The sequence below is a fragment of the Desulfuromonas sp. KJ2020 genome (assembly GCF_024197615.1).
GTDB lineage: Bacteria > Desulfobacterota > Desulfuromonadia > Desulfuromonadales > SZUA-540 > SZUA-540.
In genome coordinates this window covers 1-16,151 of the sequence record NZ_JAKUKE010000001.1, presented here as the reverse complement: position 1 = coordinate 16,151, position 16,151 = coordinate 1, and the positions used below count along the sequence as shown (strand labels likewise).

The 16,151-nt window shown below is 59.2% G+C and carries 19 protein-coding genes; 9 read left to right on the top strand and 10 right to left on the bottom strand.

Annotated features, from left to right (window positions below):
* Positions 1 to 104: 104 nt before the first annotated feature.
* From MJO47_RS00085 to MJO47_RS00075, 3 genes are read left to right on the top strand one after another with little or no spacing between them, the layout of a single operon-like run.
* A complete protein-coding gene (locus MJO47_RS00085; protein WP_253959084.1) occupies positions 105 to 1,166 on the top strand; it encodes a hypothetical protein in 1,062 nt (353 codons plus the stop codon).
* Positions 1,129 to 2,358 carry a VWA-like domain-containing protein gene (locus MJO47_RS00080; RefSeq protein ID WP_305882378.1) on the top strand — a complete coding sequence of 410 codons (1,230 nt, stop codon included), beginning with the start codon at positions 1,129 to 1,131 and terminating at the stop codon, positions 2,356 to 2,358. Before MJO47_RS00085 ends, MJO47_RS00080 begins: the two co-directional genes overlap by 38 nt.
* Positions 2,359 to 2,379: 21 nt before the next feature.
* Positions 2,380 to 2,787 (top strand): hypothetical protein, encoded by a 408-nt coding sequence (locus MJO47_RS00075; protein WP_253959083.1) that lies wholly within the window; start codon positions 2,380 to 2,382, stop codon positions 2,785 to 2,787.
* Between the two features lie 14 nt (positions 2,788 to 2,801).
* Here the strand turns inward: MJO47_RS00075 and selD are convergent, their stop codons facing one another.
* The 6 genes from selD to MJO47_RS00050 all read right to left on the bottom strand — a co-directional run bounded on the left by selD (position 2,802) and on the right by MJO47_RS00050 (position 8,597).
* Positions 2,802 to 3,842: a selenide, water dikinase SelD gene (gene selD, locus MJO47_RS00070; RefSeq protein WP_253959082.1), complete on the bottom strand. Its 1,041-nt coding sequence runs from the start codon at positions 3,840 to 3,842 to the stop codon at positions 2,802 to 2,804.
* A 19-nt stretch (positions 3,843 to 3,861) separates the two neighbouring features.
* Positions 3,862 to 5,778 (bottom strand): selenocysteine-specific translation elongation factor, encoded by a 1,917-nt coding sequence (selB, locus tag MJO47_RS00065; RefSeq protein WP_253959081.1) that lies wholly within the window; start codon positions 5,776 to 5,778, stop codon positions 3,862 to 3,864.
* Between the two features lies 1 nt (position 5,779).
* On the bottom strand, positions 5,780 to 7,186 hold the full coding sequence (gene selA / locus MJO47_RS00060) for an L-seryl-tRNA(Sec) selenium transferase (RefSeq protein WP_253959080.1): 1,407 nt from the start codon (positions 7,184 to 7,186) through the stop codon (positions 5,780 to 5,782).
* A 238-nt stretch (positions 7,187 to 7,424) separates the two neighbouring features.
* Positions 7,425 to 7,556, bottom strand: coding sequence for a hypothetical protein (locus MJO47_RS15420; protein WP_256501983.1), 132 nt, complete (start codon positions 7,554 to 7,556; stop codon positions 7,425 to 7,427).
* Positions 7,557 to 7,832: 276 nt separating this feature from the next.
* Positions 7,833 to 8,411, bottom strand: coding sequence for a hypothetical protein (locus tag MJO47_RS00055; RefSeq protein ID WP_253959079.1), 579 nt, complete (start codon positions 8,409 to 8,411; stop codon positions 7,833 to 7,835).
* Between the two features lie 48 nt (positions 8,412 to 8,459).
* Positions 8,460 to 8,597, bottom strand: a complete 138-nt coding sequence (locus MJO47_RS00050) for a hypothetical protein (protein ID WP_253959078.1) — start codon at positions 8,595 to 8,597, stop codon at positions 8,460 to 8,462.
* On the opposite strand from MJO47_RS00050, the gene MJO47_RS00045 reads away from it, so the two are divergent.
* From MJO47_RS00045 to MJO47_RS00035, 4 genes are all read left to right on the top strand, one after another.
* Positions 8,596 to 9,846: a class I SAM-dependent rRNA methyltransferase gene (locus MJO47_RS00045; RefSeq protein WP_253959077.1), complete on the top strand. Its 1,251-nt coding sequence runs from the start codon at positions 8,596 to 8,598 to the stop codon at positions 9,844 to 9,846. The two genes, MJO47_RS00050 and MJO47_RS00045, sit on opposite strands and share 2 nt — an antisense overlap.
* A gap of 261 nt (positions 9,847 to 10,107) precedes the next feature.
* Positions 10,108 to 10,308: a cold-shock protein gene (locus MJO47_RS00040; RefSeq protein WP_253959076.1), complete on the top strand. Its 201-nt coding sequence runs from the start codon at positions 10,108 to 10,110 to the stop codon at positions 10,306 to 10,308.
* 120 nt (positions 10,309 to 10,428) lie between these two features.
* Positions 10,429 to 10,554, top strand: a complete 126-nt coding sequence (locus MJO47_RS15415; RefSeq protein ID WP_256501974.1) for a hypothetical protein — start codon at positions 10,429 to 10,431, stop codon at positions 10,552 to 10,554.
* A gap of 154 nt (positions 10,555 to 10,708) precedes the next feature.
* The gene (locus MJO47_RS00035; protein ID WP_253959075.1) at positions 10,709 to 11,779 is read left to right on the top strand and encodes a GTP pyrophosphokinase family protein; all 1,071 of its coding nucleotides are present in this window, start codon (positions 10,709 to 10,711) and stop codon (positions 11,777 to 11,779) included.
* 15 nt (positions 11,780 to 11,794) lie between these two features.
* On the opposite strand, the gene MJO47_RS00030 is transcribed toward MJO47_RS00035, so the two are convergent.
* The 4 genes from MJO47_RS00030 to MJO47_RS00015 form a co-directional block, all read right to left on the bottom strand.
* Positions 11,795 to 12,007 (bottom strand): hypothetical protein, encoded by a 213-nt coding sequence (locus MJO47_RS00030; RefSeq protein WP_253959074.1) that lies wholly within the window; start codon positions 12,005 to 12,007, stop codon positions 11,795 to 11,797.
* 63 nt (positions 12,008 to 12,070) lie between these two features.
* The gene (locus MJO47_RS00025) at positions 12,071 to 12,460 is read right to left on the bottom strand and encodes a hypothetical protein (RefSeq protein ID WP_253959073.1); all 390 of its coding nucleotides are present in this window, start codon (positions 12,458 to 12,460) and stop codon (positions 12,071 to 12,073) included.
* Positions 12,461 to 12,815: 355 nt separating this feature from the next.
* On the bottom strand, positions 12,816 to 14,228 hold the full coding sequence (locus tag MJO47_RS00020; protein WP_253959072.1) for an MBL fold metallo-hydrolase RNA specificity domain-containing protein: 1,413 nt from the start codon (positions 14,226 to 14,228) through the stop codon (positions 12,816 to 12,818).
* A 37-nt stretch (positions 14,229 to 14,265) separates the two neighbouring features.
* The gene (locus tag MJO47_RS00015) at positions 14,266 to 14,775 is read right to left on the bottom strand and encodes a ferritin family protein (protein ID WP_253959071.1); all 510 of its coding nucleotides are present in this window, start codon (positions 14,773 to 14,775) and stop codon (positions 14,266 to 14,268) included.
* Positions 14,776 to 15,157: 382 nt separating this feature from the next.
* Between MJO47_RS00015 and MJO47_RS00010 the strand changes: the two genes are divergently transcribed.
* Together MJO47_RS00010 and MJO47_RS00005 are read left to right on the top strand one after the other, a co-directional pair.
* Positions 15,158 to 15,469 carry a hypothetical protein gene (locus tag MJO47_RS00010; RefSeq protein WP_253959070.1) on the top strand — a complete coding sequence of 104 codons (312 nt, stop codon included), beginning with the start codon at positions 15,158 to 15,160 and terminating at the stop codon, positions 15,467 to 15,469.
* Positions 15,432 to 16,151: DDE-type integrase/transposase/recombinase (locus MJO47_RS00005; protein ID WP_253959069.1), on the top strand; the 720-nt coding region annotated here is incomplete at its 3' end. The genes MJO47_RS00010 and MJO47_RS00005, both read left to right, overlap by 38 nt.

Genomic DNA, 16,151 nt, shown 5'->3' with positions numbered 1-16,151 from the left:
GATTTCTGGGATGCTGTTGGCCGGGATGGACAGCGTCAGGCTGCAGGCATTATGATTCAGCTGCCGGACTCCGCCCGAGCGGAAGCAGGCAGAAAGGCAAAGCGATGAATATCGAACAGATGAAAACGGTGCTGCGAGAAATCCTCACGCACACGGATCTGACTCCCTGCGTGGTCGGTCACCGCGGCGTCGGCAAGACGGCGGGTATTCTGCAGGTGTGTCGGGAAATCGGTCGACAGTACGTCCCCTTGCGGCTGGGACAGATGGAGGTCGGCGACCTGGTAGGCATTCCTTACCGCGAGGGGGAGGTCATGCACTGGTCGCGTCCTTCCTGGTGGCCGTCCGAGCAGAATGAGCCGGCCATTATTCACTGTGACGAGCTCAACCGGGCCCAGCAGGAGGATACCCTGCAGGCCATCTTCCAGTTTGTCGAGCCGCCGGCGGAGGGGCAGCGCCGTGCCCTGCATACTCACAAACTGGCGCCTAAGCATAAGGTGGTGGTATCCATCAATCCACCCGACGGCACCTATCAGGTGGCGACCCTCGATCGCGCCCTGCTCGACCGTATGGTCATGATCACGGTCGAGACCGATTACCCCTGCTGGGCCCGCCACGCCCGTCAACGCGGGTTCGACGATGGGGTACAGCAGTTTCTGGCGGCCTTTCCGCAGCTGCTGGCGCATCAGGGCAGCCCCGTCGACATGCAGATGGAGCCGACGGAGCGGGCCTGGGAGATGGTCAGCATCCTGCGCCGTCATTGCCGTTTTCCGGCCGAACTGGAGATGGAAGTCTATGCCGGCATCGTCGGCAAGGAGGCGGCCGTGGCCTTTTTGCGCTGGTGCGCCGAGCAGAGTGAGCGACCGCTGACGGCCGCCGACATCCTTGACCACTGGGACCGCGTCGCAGAACGGGCGGCTAGCCAGCGTGACGACCAACAGGCCGCCACCCTCAACGCCCTGGTCACGGCCCTGGAGACTTCGGCCGTCATGACCCTGGTGCAGGAGCGCAATCTCATCGCCTACATCGACGTGCTCCCCCGCGATTTGCGTTTCGCCCTGGTCAAGTCGTTGCTGCGCCTGCCCCAGGTGGCGCAGGCTCTCAGCAAGGACGAGTACGACGGGGTGATTCTTGAAGCCATCAACGAAATCAGCCGCGAGGCCTCCTGAAGCCATGACGGCGCGGGTGCTGGAGAATGCCGTGGTGCGCCTGCTCAAGACGCACCCCTTTTACGGCCAGTTTCTGCTCGGCTTTCGCCGCCGCGAGGTGGTGGGGGACAAGGCCTTGGGGGTGACCTTTCGCAACGGCATCCCGACCCTCTGTTTCAACCCCGAACGACTGGCCTCTTTTGAGCCGGCGCAGCAGCGAGCCTTGCTGGAGCACGTCATCAAGCACGTCCTGCATCTGCACATGTTGCGGCGAAAGGAGCGAAACAGTCACGATTGGGATTTGGCCTGTGATCTGGCCATCAACCCGGGTATCGCCGACCTTCCCCTGCAAGCGGCCCTGCCGAAGCGTCTGCGGCTGGAGGAGGGGCTGGCCGCCGAGGAATATTATCGTTTGCTGGAGCGCCCCTTCGACACCGGCAATCAGCAAGGGCAGGGGCTGGGCAACGCCGAGCAGGATGCGGGCGAGCATGCTGAGGCCGGAAACGAGGAGCTCGCGCCGGCGCTGAACAGTCAGCCGCAGATCCATGACGATCACCAGGTCTGGCAGGAGTCCGACAGCACCCCGGTCGCCCTGGCGGAACAGGTCGTACGCGACCTGGTGCAGGATGCCTGGCGCAAGAGTCACGGCGAAGTCCCCGGCGATGTGCGCGAACTGGTGGAGGGTCTGCTGGCGCCCTCGCCCATCCCCTGGAAACAGGTGCTGCGCCAGTTTGTGGCGACGGCCGGTCGCGTCGGCCGCCAGAGTACCTGGAAGCGGGAGCATCGCCGCTTTGCCCATGAAACCCCCGGACAACGCAAGCGTCGGCGCCTGAATCTGCTGGTGGGGATCGATGTCAGCGATTCGACCAATATTCGTGAATTGCGCGAGACCTTTGCCCGCGAATTGCTGAACATTGCCCGCGGGCGCGACAGCCACCTCACCGTCCTCTACGCTGGTAGCCGCGTGCAGCGCATCGACAGCTTTCGCAGCAGCGCCGCCGTGGTCGAAGTCTACGAAGGGGGCGGTTTCACCGACCTGCGCCCCGTCTTCGACTATGCCCGCACCATGCAGCCGCCGCCGGCGGCGGTCATCTACCTGACGGACGGCTATGGCGAGGCCCCCGCGACCATGGCCTACCCCACCCTGTGGGTGTTGACCCGGGACGGGAAGAAACCGGCGCCTTGGGGCGTGGAACTGCGATTGGATGGATGAACCAAAGAGGAGAGTATTTGGATGGATACCGAAATCAAACCGATGACGCTGGAATCCGTGCGTGATCTGCTGGTCGAGGCGGGAGCCAAGGTCATGGCCCGTTCGGGGCGCAGCGAACACTACAGTGCGCCGCGGGAATTTTCCTTCGAGGTCAAGGCCCTCTTTCCCAACGGCCTCGGCCTGCACATCGTGGCCCGCCAGTTCAACTATCGTGATCCGTGGGAGGCCCAAGGGCGCGTCAACGACCAGGTGGACGTCTCTCTGATGAAGGACGGCGGCTATGCGCCCCTGCCCAAGGGGTACGCCTTTTTTCAGGGGCGGGACGAAGAGGAAGGAGTTGAAGAAGAGCGATTGCGGGAGATCGTCGCCTGCGTGCGCGAGCTCAATCCAAAAATCTACCGTTTACAGGAGCTCACCGGCGACCTTTAGGTCGCCGGTTTTTTTTAGCGCAGCCGCAAGCGGGCCGCCGGTGCGGGCAGTACGCGGCCGATGACGAAGGCCTGACCGCCCCCCTCGCGCAGCTTGGCACAGAGGCTGTCCGCCCGGGCCTCCGGTACAGCCATGAGCAGGCCGCCGGAGGTCTGCGGATCGGCGATTAAATCGAGCACGGCGCGGGACGCCTGCGCCGCCTGTTCCACCCGGGGCAGATAGTAGGCGCGGTTGGCGTAGCTCCCTTCGGGTACCAGGCCCATGTCGGCCATCTCCAAGGCGCGCGGATAGGCCGGCAGCGCTGCTCCTTCCAGTTCCAGACAGACGCTGCTGGCTTCGGCCATCTCCAGGGCGTGGCCGAGCAAGCCGAAACCGGTGACGTCGGTGCAGGCCGAAATCCCCACCTCCATCATAATTTCACTGGCCCGCCGGTTGAGCAGGGACATGCCCTGCAGCGCCTCGGGGATATCCCCCTCCTGCAGCACTTCCCCTTTGATGGCCGTGGTCAGCAACCCCGTACCTAGCGGCTTGGTGAGCACGAGGACGTCGCCCGCCCTGGCCCCTTGGGTGGTGACCATGCGGCGCGGATCGACCAGGCCCGTGACCGCCAGACCGAACTTGGGTTCGTCATCCTGCACGGAATGCCCCCCTACCACCACGGCGCCCGCTTCCAGCACCTTGTCGGCGCCCCCCTGCAGAATGCGGGTCAGCATCTCCGTCCCCAGGGAACATGTGGGAAAACCCACCAGATTCAGGGCGGTCAGCGGCCTGCCCCCCACGGTGTAGATATCAGAGAGAGCGTTGGCGGCGGCAATCTGACCGTAGAGAAAGGGATCATCGACCACGGGCGTGAAGAAGTCGATGGACTGCACCAGGGCCATGTCTTCGGCAAGGCGGTAGATGCCGGCGTCGGCGAAGGGGATGGCGGCGGACAGCAGGTTGTCGTTGTTATATGTCGGTAGATGGCACAGAACCTGTGCCAGGGTCTCGGGACCCAATTTGGCCGCTCAGCCGGCGCTGCGAGCCAGGCTGCTGAGGCGTGTCTTCTCGGCCATGGTTGTCTCCATTTTCAGGTTAAGCGGGTGGCAGCTTCCAGGCCACCCGTTCGTCTCCCCGCCGCATGGTGTACTTGAGGGAGTCGAAGTGTTCGAGGACAGCCTGCGTCTGCTTGCGGGCGCTCCCCAGGATATCGCGGAACTGGGCCAGGGTCAGGGTTTGCTGGCTGGCGAAGTGTTTACGCAGCGCGTCGACAGCTAGCTGGTAGGTCTCGACGTGGAAGAAGGATTCTTCGCTCAGGCGCACCAGCCGCTCCTGGGCAAAGAGGAAGCCGAAGTAGGGATCGGCCTTCTCGGCGCTCAGGCCGAGCTGATCGAGCATCTCCCGCTTGTTCTTGGCGAGAAAGCCGGCGTTGCGGTAGGCCTCTTCGATGCGGTTGATATCCCGGGCCTGGGCCTCGGAAGGGGTCGGCACGTAGCCGGGGATGGCCACCCATTCACCCTGTTGGGCGAGGAGGCCTTCGGCCACGGCCTGTTCCAGCAATTGCTCGAAACCCTTGGCCGACAGGGCCGCCGGCAGGGTGTTCTTCAGGGTGGCGTGGGGAATGCCGGGCAGCAGCGGGTTCTGGCCGAGGAACCGTTTGGTCTCCTCCTGCAGCTGGTGCAGCCAGGAGCGGATCGATTCGCTGATGGTCCACTGGTCGCCGAGCAGGACCACCTTGCCGTCCTGTTCCAGGGTCTGCAGATGGTCGGTGATGCGCTCCTTGCCCATGCCGGAGATGAGTTCGAGCTCCTTCACTCTGGCGCACCCCTGCTGACTGAGCTTCTGCAGCAGGAAAGATTTCTCCCCCGATTCCAGCTCGGCCAGGGCCGACATGATCTCCTCGCGGAAGCGGCGGTGTTTGACGGGCTTGGGGTCGATGACCTTGCCGCCGCCGATGGTGGTCATGGGGGAATAGGAGCGGATGATGAAGCGGTCTTCGCGGTGAGCGACCAGGGGACGATCGAGGTGGATCTGCACGATGGCGCTTTCGCCCGGCTCCATGGTGTCACGGTCGAGCAGGGCGACCATCCCCACCACCTTGGCGGTGCCGAGGTAGAAGTGCACCGGATCGCGGAACTTGAGGGGGCGAGGGGCATCGGCCAGCAGGGTCAGGCGCACGTCGATGCGGTCCGTCTGCTCGAAGATGCCCGGGGTGCCTACGACCGCGCCGCGCTGCAGTCGGGAGCGCTCGATCCCCGTCAGGTTGAGGGCGACGCGCTGCCCGGCGAAGGCGGCGTCGACCTTTTTGCTGTGCACCTGCACCTCGCGTACGCGAGTCGTCTCCCCCGGCGGCAGCACCTCAAGGGTGTCGCCGGGGCGCACCGTGCCCGACAGCAGGGTGCCGGTCACCACCGTGCCGAAGCCGGCCACGGTGAAGTGGCGGTCGACGGGGAGGCGCAGGGGGCCGTCGGCATCTTTGCTTGCCAAAGCCTTGACCTCTTCGGCAATGGTCTTGACCAGTTCGAGGATCCCTTCGCCGGTGATGGAAGAGACCCGGCAGCAGGGGGCATCCTTGAGAAAGGTGCCACTGATCTCCTCGCGTACCTCTTCTTCGACGATATCGACCCAGTCCGGTTCGGCCAGGTCGCACTTGGTCAATACCACAATGCCCCTGGGGACCTGCAGCAGATCGAGAATCTGCAGATGCTCATGGGTCTGGGGCATGACGCCCTCATTGACATCGACCACCAGCAGCACCAGGTCGATGCCGCCGATGCCGGCCAGCATGTTGCTAATGAAGCGCTCGTGGCCGGGGACGTCGACCACCCCGACGATCTCGCCGCTGGGCAGCCGAAACGGGGCAAAGCCGATATCGATGGAAATGCCGCGGGCCTTCTCTTCCTTGAGACGATCCGTCTCCTTGCCCGTGAGGGCGCGGATGAGCTCCGTCTTGCCGTGGTCGACGTGGCCGGCCGTGCCGATGATGACGTGATGTTCGGTCTTCAGGCTCATGTCAGTCCTCCAGCGCCTCTTTCAGAGCGGTGACCACCAGGGTCTCCTCGGCGGCAAAGATGGTGCGGGGATTGAGGAGCAGACGCCCCTCCTGCAGGCGGCCGACCAGCGGGATATTTCCCTGTCGCAGGCGGATGGCCAGTTCTTCCACGGAGCAGTTCCTGGGGGTGAGAGCCACGGCATAGCCGGGCAGTTCGGTCAAAGGGAGGGCGCCGCCGCCGACCTGGGAAGCTTCGGCAACGATGGCGGTGTCGACCTGGTCGGCCAGGGCCGTACGGATTTTCTGTTGCAGCCGCCGGGCGCGCTTTTTGACATCCGCCTCGGTCATGGCCAGCATCTGCAGTACGGGCAGTTCGCGCAGGGCCTCCTGCTGGTCGAGATAGTGACGCAGGGTCGCCTCCAGGGCTGCCAAAGTCAGCTTGTCGATGCGCAGGGCGCGGGCCAGCGGATGATGGCGGATCTTGTCGATCGCCCACTTTTTGCCGACGATAAGCCCGGCCTGCGGGCCGCCCAGCAGCTTGTCGCCGCTGAAGGTCAGTACGTCGATACCGGCGGCCACCGCTTCGCTTACCGTCGGTTCGCGGGGCAGGCCGTAGCTCGAGAGGTCGAAGAGCATGCCGCTACCCAGATCCTCCATGACCGGGATATTGTGCTCCCGACCGAGATCGACCATGTCTGCGGCGGGCACCTGCGACGAGAAGCCGACGATGCGGTAGTTGCTGGTGTGCACCTTGAGCAGCAGGCCGGTATGCTCACCAATGGCGGTGCGATAGTCCTTCAGGTGCGTTTTGTTGGTGGTGCCGACTTCCTTGAGGATCACTCCCCCGGCGGCCATGACATCGGGGACGCGGAAAGCGCCGCCGATCTCCACCAGTTCGCCGCGGCTGACGATGGCCTCTTTGCCCTGAGCCAGGGCGGTCAGCGCCAGCAGTACGGCGCCGGCGTTGTTGTTGACCACGGCGGCGGCTTCGGCGCCAGTCAGCCGGCACAAAAGCTCATCAATATGGGAATAGCGATGCCCCCGCTGGCCGGTATGCAGATCAAACTCCAGATTCGAATAGGTGCGCGCGACCTGATCGATGGCCGCCAGGGCCTTGTCGCTCAGAGGGGCTCGACCCAGATTGGTGTGCAGCAGGGTGCCGGTGGCGTTGATGACGTGGCGCAGTGACGGTTGCAGCTTGCGGGCTGCCAGGCGGGCCGCCTGACGCGCCACCGCCTCCACCGACAGGTCGATGGTGTGACTCTGGGCGTCCGTCGCCAGCACCGCCTGACGCAGGCCAGCCACGGTCTGCTGCGCCGCTTCAAGCAAAATGATGTGGGGACAGACCGTCACCATGGCCTGCATGGCAGGAGCGTTGAGCAGGCGGTCAACGGCGGGCAGCTGGCGCAGAAGCTCGTTTTTATCCATCGCGTCTCTCTTCGGCATCAGGGGGAACGAGGAATGGCACCGGGGCTATCCTGGTTCGGATGCCCGGAAAACTGCGCAAAAAACTACCACGAATGGTGGGTAATCACAAGCGGTAATAGGTATTTAGGGATATGGGGATGGGGGCTTTAAGCCGTGCGGGGGCGGTGACCCGGCTGGTCCACAGAAAGGACCGGAACCGGCGGGCCTAACCCGCCGGTTTTGACTTCCAATCAGGAGACTAATCCGTCCCGAACTTCCACTGCTCGTCCTGCACGCCGGTGCAGATGTAGGAAATATCCTCGAACTCCGATACGCATACTTCCTCGACGTCGTCCTCGTTTACCCAGAATGCTTTGGCTGCTTCTCCCATAACCGGTCTCCTTGTGCAAAGTTGCGCGGGCGGTGTTTCCGCCGCTGTTATGATGGTGTGTCGATGGCCCGATAAGACGGCCTGCCATGACCTGTCCAAAGCGAAACTCGTGCCAAGAAGATTGATCTTGTAACTAGTCTAAATCTCTGTAAATAAAAAGAAAATGTATACAATATAGGCGTAGGGACGGGACAGAATGACGCGATGCGTGTGAACGGGATGGGGAAAAATGGGGCACCTGTCCAGGGGGGCTAGTCCCCCTGGACAGGTGGAAAATCAGCCCTGCTGGGAAAAGCCGACAACCCAGTTGTCGAGTTTTTCCATGATAGCGTCGAGAGTCTGGTAAGAAATCTCGGGCAGTTGGCCGCCCCAGGCCTTTTCCGCTTCGGCAAAGCCATCCTCGACGCCTTGGCGAATAGCGTCGAGGCGAGCCGGATCGTTGCCGGCGAGGCCGATGGCAAACTGTACGATGCGGTCGGAAGTTTTGTCGACGCCGAAATAACCGTCCTCGGCAATCAAGGACTGGGCTTCTTCCCCAGTGAGGGTCTGCAGATTGATTTCGCCCCCTTCGACGGCAATACGTGTGGCGATGCCCTGGTCTTCGAGGGTGCGGGCGATGAGGTCGCGTAATAGCAGGAAGTTCGTCGCCGGGGCCGTGGGCTTGACGCCGGCGGCATAGCCGACTTCCTCGGTTGGGGATTGTCCCAGGGTGACACGGTCGCCATCTAATCCGAGGGTTCTTTCTTCAGTTTTTATGGTGGATTTGCTCTGACGCTCCTGGCGGACCAGGTGGGCCAGGCGTTTAGCTTCGGCCTGAAACCGTTCAAGCGGACTGCCGCCAATATTTTTAATCATGGTTTTCTCCTTTAGGGGCATTCATCGGTTGCTCTTGCTTTTATCATATCAAATCAGGCCCAAAAAACAGACGGTTTGACCTTCTTTGTCACACCTTTTCTCAGGTTGTGCTGGAATCTCTTTGGTCACGTCTGCTAAGGTGGCCTGCACCGGAACACGAATCCTTCTATTCAGGACTTTGAGCATGCCTTCTTCCCTACATCCTCTGTTGGCCGAACTGGCCCGGCTCCCCGGCAAGACCGTAAAGCTGCAGGTCAGCAACTCGGCCATGGCCAATTTGCACCGGGGCTACCCCTGGCTCTACGCCGAACGGGTCAAGGCGGAAAGCCATCGTGGCCAGCCCGGCGATCTTGGCGTGGTGTATGACGGTAAAGGGCGTTTCGTGGCGGTGGGGCTGTACGACCCCTTCTCACCTATCCGCCTGCGCGTCCTGCGGGCCAGTAAGCCCGGCCCTATCGACCGTGCCTTTTTCGCCGAACGTCTCGCCGCTGCCCTGGCCCGCCGCCTGCCGCTGCAAGGGACGCAGACGGACGGTTATCGCCTGGTTCATGGTGAAAGTGACCGGTTTCCCGGCCTGGTCATCGACCGTTATGCAGGCACGGCGGTGGTGAAAATCTATACACACGCCTGGATTCCGTATTTGCATGACTGCCTGGCGAGCCTGCTGGAGCAACAGCCTCTCGATCGGCTGGTCCTGCGTCTGAGTCGGGGGTTGCGGGAGCATCCCGATTGCCTGCACGGCCTCAGGGAAGGCCAGATTCTCTACGGCGAGCCTATCCGCGGCGTACTGACCTGTCGGGAGAACGGGCTGCTTTTTGAAGTGGATCCCATCCATGGCCAGAAAACCGGCTTTTTTCTCGATCAGCGCGACAACCGGGCCAGGGTTGAGCAGCTGGCCCGGGGCAAGCGGGTCCTCAATGCCTTTTCCTATAACGGCGGCTTTTCTCTCGCGGCGGCCCGCGGCGGCGCCGTTGAGGTGACCAGTCTCGATCAGAGTGGCCAGGCGCTGGATTCGTCGAAGCGCAACTTTGCTCTTAATGCCGATGTGCCGACCATTGCCGCGGCCCGCCACCACACCATTGAGGGCGATGCCTTTCGGGCTATGGCCGAACTGGTGAAACAGGGCCAAAAGTACGACCTGGTGATCATTGACCCGCCCGCCTTTGCGGTGCGGCGCAGCCAGGTCCGGGAAGCGCTCAACGCTTATGGCCGCCTCGCCCACCTCGGGGTCAATCTGCTTGTCGCCGGTGGGGATATCGTTCTCGCCTCCTGCTCGAATCCCGTGAGCCCTGAGGATTTTCGGGCGGCCGTCTGTGACGCCGCTGCCCGGGCCGGACGTCCCCTGCGGGAGATTCAGGAGACCGGTCATGCCCTCGATCATCCCCTAGACTTTGCCGAAAGCCGCTATCTCAAGTGTCTGTTCGCCCAGGCGTAGGGAGGCGGAGGAAGCGGTAGTGGGGGGCGGAAAAGAAAAACTTTTTACCTGATAAGCATTTATGTGTTGCTATTGGGGCGTTGCCCGTGATAGGGTTACTGAACTTAGGAAAGTTTGTGTAGGTTTTAGTTGCTCACCAGTTCGACAAGGTGTCAGGCTGGATCAAAAACACAGGCCCACTTGGGCGTGTGTTTTTTCTTTTTTGGGACCAACAGAATTTGCACAACAGGAAAGTTCCCAGCGCGGAACATGGAGAAAAAAATGGCAGAAGGTACAGTAAAGTGGTTTAACGATGCAAAGGGTTTTGGTTTTATCGAGCAGGACAACGGACCTGATGTTTTCGTTCATTTTTCTGAAATCCAGGGCGACGGCTTCAAGTCTCTCGCCGAGGGCGATCGCGTCAGCTTTGAGGTAACTCAGGGCCAGAAGGGTCCCCAGTCGGCTAATGTCCGCCGCATATAAATAAGTTCGGACATCCGGTTGTAAAGGAACCCCGCGAGCTTTCGCGGGGTTTTTTTTTCGAGGGACGGCGCTGTGCTTCGTTAACAAGAGATTGGTTAGCAAACCGAAGGAGGTGGCCTTATGGCGAGAAAACCGAACTATGGTTATGAAAAGCGGCAGAAGGAACTTGCCCGCAAAGCCAAAAAAGAAGAGAAGAAAAAGCAAAAGGCCGAAGAAGTCGCCCTGGAAAATACCGAACCGGAATAAGAAACCCGCCCCGTCCCCAAGTTGTCTTCCTGTCTGATCGCCTTCCGTAAAATGCCATCGCTGACTTTCTTGCTATACTTATCTCCATTCTCTTTTTGTGCTCTGAGCACGATCCGTACCCCTGAACCCCTGATTTTTTATAAAGGAGCCCTTTTTGGCCTCGCTCGATTTTGAACAGGAAAAACGCGCTTTTCGCAAATTCTATGACAGCAACAGGAGCCATTTTGAAGAGGCCAAGAACGCCTATACCCGGGTCATCAAGGCCATGCTCAAAGACTCCGGCATTGAGGAGGTAACCAAGATCGAAGGGCGGATCAAAGAAAGGGAAGAGTGCATCAAAAAGTTTCAGCGCAAATACCAGGGCAAACTCGAAGCCGATGAAACCCCCTACGAAATCAAGGATTATATTTCGGATCTGCTCGGTATTCGCATCGTCTGTCTTTATGATGATCAGGTGGGCGCTGTCTCGGACTCACTGAAGGAGCACTTTCGCATCATCGATGTCACCGACAAGATCACCGCCCTGGAAAGCACCGAGGATCTGTTCGGCTACAAAGGGCTCCACATGGATCTGGAACCCAAGGCTGAAATAGCGTCCCGCTTCGGCAGCCATCCCCATGCCGCCTATCCCTTCGAGGTGCAGATACGCTCCCTGATCCAGGATGCCTGGAGCGTGCTGGATCATAAGATCAAGTACAAGAAGTCGATCCCCAGTGACCTCAAGCGTCGCATCAATGTTCTGTCGGCCCTTTTCGAGTTGGCTGACCGGGAGTTCCGCGAGATCCGCAATGCCACTCAGGAGTTGCTGCAGCAGGAAAAGGCCACCCCGGTGAGTGATGGAACCGCCGGTTCGGGGGGTGTCAATGGCGAAAGTCTGGCGGCGAACAGTGGCCGGACCATTAACGTTTTCAGCTTTTTGCGTATCGCCGGACATTTCTTCCGGGATTTCGAATTTACCGACTACAAAGTCGACAACTTCGTGCAGGTCATCCTCAAGATGGACCCGGATTTTCACAAGTCAGACCTGCACAAGAGCCTCATCGAGAACCTCAAAGCGGTGAAGGACTATCGCCAGGATTACCTGGAAGAAAATCCCGACAATACGTTCAGCCCTTATACCGTTATCCGCCACTGCCTGTTCCTCTACGATCGGGATATCTTTGGCCGCATCCTCTCCCGCGGCTCGCGGGAGCGCTTCGAAGCCTGGTTGCGGCAGGCGGAGTGATTTCGGCCCACTATCTTATCCCTGCCAGAGGGTCCAGGGGATATCGTTTTTATCGGTGCTGTGGGTGAATTTTGCCTGGCAGGTCAGGCACTGGTAGTCCTGCTCTTCGAACCCCTGAGGATTTTTCCCCTTGAAAAAACGCGGAGCATCCATCGTGGCCAGCCCGCCATGGGGTTTGCCGTTGCGTGATTTTTTGGCCTGCTCTTCACACAGCTCACAAATCTTCATATGTGTTTTATTCCTCTAAAGGGCGGCATTTCTGCGTAGGTCCGTCCGCTATCCTGTTTCCGGTTATTTACAGCGCATCATCTTCCGGCCGTCCTCGAAGAGGACTTCAATCTTCTGCGTACCCGCTACCCGCATGACGAACCCAAGCCCGAAACGGGGATGGTTGATCTGTGTCTTGGGCTTGTAGGCTGCGGTCATGCTGTATTCCGTTGCCTGGGAGTGGTCCAGCCTGGTGTTTAGGGACTCCCATTCCTGGCGGTCGTTCTGTTGCAGAGTGACCGCTTTTTTCGTCACCGTGGGCGCCCTGTATTTGTGTGTACGCTTGCAGCTGGCGCACTGCACGTTGTCAGGCGTGTCTCCGGCCAGAGAAATAAGCGTGTGATCCGTGTTTTTGCGGCATTTGGTGCAGCGGGCCTTGATCGTGCTACCGATCGTCATCGTGGTGCTTTCCATAACGGGCTCCCTATTTTGGGGTTGACCAAATAGTGGCCGATAAAATCCGTCATTAAGAGGATTTTAAAGGGCACAATGGACGATTGCCATGCAGGGTTTTCTCGCATGGCAGCAAGATGCTTCACTCCGAAAAGATGTGTTTCGCGGAGGCAAAGGGGGTTGGTAAAAGGAGGGAGAGGATAAAACTGTTTACATAATACTCTTTTGTTCGCCCAAAAGATACGGCCTTGTCGGACCTTGGGGGCACCACAAAGAGGAAGGAGCCGGTTTTACAGCGTTAATCCGGTCAAAAAAGATCAGGAGACCTCCGCACTCCACCAGAATGGTCTCAGCCATGGCAGAAGGTGAAGACACCTCAATCGATTGTAACGGATTGCTGGGGGGTGGGGATGCTGACCTCCTTGAGGCCCAATTCCTGGTGCAGGGTCTGGGCCAGACTGGTCGCGGCCTCGTCCTCGCCGTGGACGATGAAGGTCCGCCGCGGCTTCTTGGCCATGACCCGGACGAAATCCAGCAGCCCTTCGCGGTCGGCGTGGCCGGAGAAGCCGGTCAGTACCTCGATGCGGGCATTTACGTGGAAATCCTCACCAAAAATACGGATGTCCTTCTCCTGCTCCACCAGCTTGCGACCCAAGGTGTTGGGCGCCTGCCAGCTCGTCAGCAAAATTGTGTTGCGCGCGTCGCCAATACGGTTGCGCAGGTGGTGCAGAATACGTCCCCCCTCCAGCATGCCGCTGGCGCTGATGATGATTGCCGGCACCTTCAGGCTGTTGAGCGCCTTCGACTGCTCTACCGTCTGGGTGTACTGCAGCAGGCCGAAGCCGAAAGGATTCTTGTCGTCGTCGGTCAGCAGAAACTCGCGGATTTCGGCGTCGTAGACCTCGGGATGCAGCCGGAAAATCTCGGTGGTGCGGGTGGCCAGGGGACTGTCGACGAAGATGGGCAGGTTGGGAATAGCCCCTTCGTTATGCAGCTTGTGCAGGGCGTAGACCAGCTGCTGCGTGCGTCCCACGGCAAAGGCGGGGATGAGCAGGCAGCCGCCACGATTGACGGTCTCGTTGACGATACGCTCCAACTCCCGCTCCGAATCGGGGTAGGGCGGGTGGGTGCTGTCGCCGTAAGTGCTCTCCATGATCAGAATGTCCGCCCCCTCGCTCAACGGCACCGGGTCGCGGATGATGGGGATGTCCGGGCGGCCGATGTCGCCGCTGAATACCAGACGCTGCTGCCGCCCCGTGTCGCGGTCATCGATATCGAGAATGACATGGGCGCTGCCGAGCATGTGGCCGGCATCGACCAGCGTCAGATCAACACCGGGAAAAAGCCGATGGCGGCGGTTGTAACCCAGGCCCACGAAATAGTCCATGGAGCGGGCCACATCCTCCCGCGTATAGAGCGGCTCAAACAGCCGCTGCCGCTTCTTCTGACGACGGCGGTTGACGTACTCGACGTCCTTTTCCTGAATAAAGGCGCTGTCCATCAGCATGACGGCGCACAGATCCCGCGTTGCCGACGTACAGAAAATATCCCCCCTGAAACCATTGCGCACCAGGCAGGGGATGCGCCCCGAGTGATCGATATGCGCGTGCGAAAGGATAAGACAGTCGATATCCCCTCCATCGCACAGGGTGCTGCGGTTCAGCTCAAATGCTTCCTTGCGCTTGCCCTGAAAGAGGCCGCAATCGAGCAGGATGGATTTGCCGTTGACCTCGATAAGATGCTGGGAACCGGTCACGGTACGGGCGGCGCCCTGGAAGGTGATCCTCATGGCCATCCTTTCATTCGAGGCGGTGGCAGAAGGCAGCCTAGATCGTGCTGTCGCGCCCAAAATTGCGGAACTCACCGAGATTGCTGAATTCGGCCCAGGCCAGGAACTGGTTCGGCGCGTTCACGAAGTCGTAGACGTTCTGCAGAATATTGAAATGCTTCTGCTCTTCGCCGGCGATCTGCAGCAGCAGCTCTTTTACCTTAGCGTCCTGTTCCTTTGCGGCCGCTTCCTCGTAAAAACGAAAGCTGTTTGCTTCCAGTTTCATGGCGTGGCGATAGCCGTCCAGATCCCCCGCGATGGTCAGGTTAGTTCTGCTGGCGATGAGTGTCTCGAAGACGTTTTTGGCCTGCTCCAGCGCGGTGGATTTCTGCATGGAAGTCGGCGTCTTCTCTTTCAGTCTCTTGAAAATGTCGTGGTGCTTCTGCTCGTCCTCCGCCAGTTGCAGGAAAATCTTATGCAAGCCTTCATGCGCTGTCTGCGCGGCCAGCTTCTGGTAATACGCCTTGCCGTCGTCTTCCATTTTCATGGCGACCTCAAACACATTCATTCCGGCCTCCCTTGTCCTTGGGTTCATGGATTGATCAATCGTCGAGATGACCCTAGGCTTCCAAGTTTATCGGTCGTCCCCCGGCTGTCAAGGTGGGCGATTTGACGATATAAAATGCTTTGATAGATTTATTGAAATGCGAAAAGGGGGCCTGAAAAAGAGTTTTGCGACGGCTGTTATCAGGAAATTCCTGATGGACGAAACCTTGGTATGGGGGTAGGGTAATAACCTTGTAAATACGATTAATTGAACCGGAGTGTGGCCGCTCATCAAAAAGATACGGTGAATTAATATTCAAAGAAGTGCTAGTGAGCTTCTTATGAACGGGTGTGGGACTCTTGATGAAAATCCTTCTGTCGATTAGGAAAAAGGAGAAATGAAAATGAAAAATTTTCTGACAATCGTTCTTTCGGTGTTTGTTCTGCATTTTCTGGCCGCATCCGCCATGGCACAGCCCTACTTCAGTGGAAATATAGGAATTGTCTCCCTTAGCGATTCCGACATTGACGATGGTGTTGATACGGGCGAGATGTCCTATGATGCCGGCTTTGGTCTTTTGGCAGCTGTCGGTGCCAGGCTCTCTGATAACTTAAGATGTAAGAAATTGACGCGTTGTTTACAGAATCCGATAATATCGAGGGGAGGATTTTGTAAACATGGTCATGCACAAAAACATTCGGTTAACGCCTCATGATCGGCAGAAGATCTGGCAGCTTTGGCAGACTGGCGAATACAAGGTCAGTCGCCTGGCAGAACTCTACCGGGTTTCGAGGCCAACGATCTACAAGATACTCGCACGGGCCAGGAAGCAGGAGTTTGTACCCCGCAAGAGTGTCAACGATCGTTTTCGTAGCCTCAAGTATGGGCTGAAGCGGCTGGCTAAAGTCGAGCGCGAACTCGAAGAAAAACGAAAAAGAGAAGCCAGACGCTACAACAAATCATATCCTGGAGAGCTGGTTCACTTCGACAGCAAGCGGCTCCCGTTGATCAAGGGCGAAGATCAGACGCTGCCACGCGAGTATCTGTTCGTCGCCATTGATGATTATTCCCGGGAACTCTATGCAGGGGTATTCCCGGACAAGACACAACACAGTGCCGAACTCTTTCTGCGTCAGGTGGTCGATGAATGCCCTTACACCATCGAATACACCTACTCAGACAACGGCAAAGAATTTAAAGGCACTGGCGAACATGCTTTCGTCAAGGCTTGTAACGAACTCGGTATCGGCCAGAAGTTTACGCGGATCAGCCGGCCCCAGACCAACGGCAAAGCCGAGCGTGTTATCCGCACAATCATGGAGATGTGGCATCAGCAGGAGACGTTCAAAGATCGTAAGAACCGCCATTTCAGCCTGCTGCGCTTCATCAACTTTTAC

Bases quoted from the DNA above. Each gene is read 5' to 3' on its own strand.
- MJO47_RS00020 (WP_253959072.1), bottom strand. From the start codon at position 14,228: ATGAGGATCACCTTCCAGGGCGCCGCCCGTACCGTGACCGGTTCCCAG.
- MJO47_RS15420 (WP_256501983.1), bottom strand. From the start codon at position 7,556: ATGGGAGAAGCAGCCAAAGCATTCTGGGTAAACGAGGACGACGTCGAG.
- MJO47_RS00050 (WP_253959078.1), bottom strand. From the start codon at position 8,597: ATGCTCAAAGTCCTGAATAGAAGGATTCGTGTTCCGGTGCAGGCCACC.
- selA (WP_253959080.1), bottom strand. From the start codon at position 7,186: ATGGATAAAAACGAGCTTCTGCGCCAGCTGCCCGCCGTTGACCGCCTG.
- MJO47_RS00045 (WP_253959077.1), top strand. From the start codon at position 8,596: ATGCCTTCTTCCCTACATCCTCTGTTGGCCGAACTGGCCCGGCTCCCC.
- MJO47_RS00025 (WP_253959073.1), bottom strand. From the start codon at position 12,460: ATGGAAAGCACCACGATGACGATCGGTAGCACGATCAAGGCCCGCTGC.
- MJO47_RS00010 (WP_253959070.1), top strand. From the start codon at position 15,158: ATGAAAAATTTTCTGACAATCGTTCTTTCGGTGTTTGTTCTGCATTTT.
- MJO47_RS00085 (WP_253959084.1), top strand. From the start codon at position 105: ATGAATATCGAACAGATGAAAACGGTGCTGCGAGAAATCCTCACGCAC.
- selB (WP_253959081.1), bottom strand. From the start codon at position 5,778: ATGAGCCTGAAGACCGAACATCACGTCATCATCGGCACGGCCGGCCAC.
- MJO47_RS00075 (WP_253959083.1), top strand. From the start codon at position 2,380: ATGGATACCGAAATCAAACCGATGACGCTGGAATCCGTGCGTGATCTG.
- MJO47_RS00040 (WP_253959076.1), top strand. From the start codon at position 10,108: ATGGCAGAAGGTACAGTAAAGTGGTTTAACGATGCAAAGGGTTTTGGT.
- MJO47_RS15415 (WP_256501974.1), top strand. From the start codon at position 10,429: ATGGCGAGAAAACCGAACTATGGTTATGAAAAGCGGCAGAAGGAACTT.
- MJO47_RS00030 (WP_253959074.1), bottom strand. From the start codon at position 12,007: ATGAAGATTTGTGAGCTGTGTGAAGAGCAGGCCAAAAAATCACGCAAC.
- MJO47_RS00015 (WP_253959071.1), bottom strand. From the start codon at position 14,775: ATGAATGTGTTTGAGGTCGCCATGAAAATGGAAGACGACGGCAAGGCG.
- MJO47_RS00055 (WP_253959079.1), bottom strand. From the start codon at position 8,411: ATGATTAAAAATATTGGCGGCAGTCCGCTTGAACGGTTTCAGGCCGAA.